We start from the raw sequence: 2,239 nt of genomic DNA, 5'->3' as shown, positions 1-2,239 counted from the left end.
GGGCTGCCGGTGCCGGGGCGGATGAGCTCTACGCCGCCTGGCGGGACGTGCTGGCGGCCTTGGTCGCCGACGCCGCCGCCCGTGCCATCGCCCTGCCGCGGCTGGTGCCCTACGCGCTCGGCGCCAGCCTGCCGAGCCTCGCCCTGGCGCATCGGCTGCACGGCGACGCGGCCCGGGCGGATGAGCTGGCAGCGCTGAACGACGCGCCGCACCCGGCCTTCATGCCCCGTGCCGGCCGAATCTACGACCGGGCGGGAGCCACCTGATGCCGGAGCCCGACCCCAACGGCCAGCCGTCGCTCCGCGTCGACGGTCGCGACTACTTCGGCTGGATGCCGCTGCGCATCACCCGCGCGATCGACAAGCTGGCGACGGATTTCGAGGTGCAGGTCGCCGAGCAATGGCAGGGGCAGTCCGAGGCCTGGCCGATCAAGCCCTTCGCCCCGGTCGAGTTCCGCTTCGGTGCCGATCTGGTGCTGACCGGCTATGTCGACTGCTACTTCCCGTCGCTCGACGGCCGCAGCCACGGCGTGCGCATCCTCGGCCGCAGCAAGACCGAGGATCTGATCGACTGCACGCCGGAGATCCCGGGCGGCGAGTTCCGCGGCGCCAGGCTGGACGCCATTGCCCGCGCCATCTGTCAGCCCTTCGGGATCGAGGTGGTGGTGGAGACCGATGTCGGCGCCCCGATCGACGTGGCGACGCTGGAACGGGGGGATTCGGCATTCGAATTCCTCGAACGCCAGGCCCGGCTGCGCGCCGTGCTGCTGACCGATGACGCGCGCGGCCGCCTTGTCATTACCCGCACCGGGGATCAGCGCGCCGTCGGCACCCTGGAACAGGGCCGGAATGTACTGAAGGCCAGCGCCGAGCTGAACGTCACCAAGCGATTCAGCCGGTACACCATCCTCGCGCAGCATGGCAGCGCCGCATCCTGGGCCGGGGTGAATCCTATCCAGGGCCAGCGGCAGCCGTCCGGCGGCGGTGCCAACCCCGGCGTCATGGGGCGGGCCGAAGACCCCGACGTGCCGCGCTATCGGCCCCGCGCTACCCCCGCGGAAGCGGCGCTGACACCGGCGCAGGCGCAGGAGCGGGCCCAGTGGCAGGCGCGTTTCTTCGCCGGCCGCAGCACGCGCGCCCGCATCACCGTTCAGGGGTGGCGGCAGGCCGATGGCACGCTCTGGCACACCAATCGCAGAATCCATGCGAGCGTCCCGCTGCTGCAGCTGGAACGCGAGATGCTGATCGCCGGCGTGACCTACCATCTCGGCAAGGACGGCCGCACCACGGAGCTGGAACTCGGCCCGCCCGAGGGCTTTACCCCGGACCCCGGCCAGGTCCGTCGCAGCCGCCATGGCGGCGCCGGCGGCAACCCCTGGGGCGACGTGCAGCGGATCCCGGGTCGATGACCGGCGACGACATCCTCCGCGGCACGGTCACCGCCGCCCGCCTCTCCGGCGGCCGGGTGATCGTCGATGTCTCGCTGCTCGCCGGCCAGGCGGTGCGGCGGATGGAGCTGTTCCTGCCCGGTGGCCTCACCTGGTTGCCGCCCGTCGGCACCGATGTGCTGGCGCTGCGCGTCGGCGGCAATTCCAACCATCGCATCGCCATCGCTGATTGCCCGGCGCAGCGCGTCACCGACCTCGCGCCCGGCGAGGTCGGGCTGCGCGATGCCAGCGGCCAGCAGGTGGTGCTCGGCGCCGATGGCGTCACCATCACCGGCGCCACCGCGGTGCGCATCATCTCCTCCGGCCCGGTGGTGGTGGAGGCGCCGAACATCAAGCGGGGCGAGGGCGCGACCAAGCTGGTGAAGCTCGCCGACGGCACGAACGCGACCAAGGTCTTCGCGGAGTAACACCATGGACATCGCGACGATCTGGGACGCCGCGGCGGGCCGCGGCGATTGGCTGGTCACGCCCCCCGACCTTGGCGCCGATGCCACGCTGCGCACCGCCGTCGCCGTCTCCTTGTTCACCGACCGCCGCGCCGCCACCGACGAAGCCCTGCCGGACCCGCGCGATGAAGACCGCCGCGGCTGGTGGGGTGACCTGGCGCTGGAGGGCGAGGCGGCGGACCCGATCGGCTCCCGCCTCTGGCTGCTCGCCCGCGCGCCGATCTCGCCCGAGACCCGCCGTCGCGCCGAGCTCTACTGCCGGGAGGCCCTGGCCTGGATGGTGCGCGACGGCATCGCCACCAGCATCGGCATCGAGACCGAATGGCAGGGTAGCCCCCCCGACCGG

At 72.7% G+C, this 2,239-nt stretch carries 4 protein-coding genes; all 4 read left to right on the top strand.

All coding sequences use genetic code 11. From position 1 onward, the window contains the following. The coding region (locus AC3XYG_RS15200) for a hypothetical protein (RefSeq protein WP_489140682.1) at positions 1 to 266 on the top strand (266 nt) is incomplete at its 5' end. After that, positions 266 to 1,408 carry a phage baseplate assembly protein gene (locus AC3XYG_RS15195; protein WP_489140681.1) on the top strand — a complete coding sequence of 381 codons (1,143 nt, stop codon included), beginning with the start codon at positions 266 to 268 and terminating at the stop codon, positions 1,406 to 1,408. The genes AC3XYG_RS15200 and AC3XYG_RS15195, both read left to right, overlap by 1 nt. Continuing rightward, positions 1,405 to 1,854 (top strand): phage baseplate assembly protein domain-containing protein, encoded by a 450-nt coding sequence (locus AC3XYG_RS15190; RefSeq protein ID WP_489140680.1) that lies wholly within the window; start codon positions 1,405 to 1,407, stop codon positions 1,852 to 1,854. The genes AC3XYG_RS15195 and AC3XYG_RS15190 overlap by 4 nt, the downstream gene beginning before the upstream one ends. A gap of 4 nt (positions 1,855 to 1,858) precedes the next feature. Continuing rightward, on the top strand, positions 1,859 to 2,239 hold a 381-nt coding region (locus AC3XYG_RS15185), incomplete at its 3' end, for a phage GP46 family protein (protein ID WP_489140679.1).

It is taken from the genome of Inquilinus sp. (genome assembly GCF_057815775.1).
Note: the sequence above shows the minus strand (reverse complement) of the source record. Positions and strands in the feature narration are given on the sequence as shown.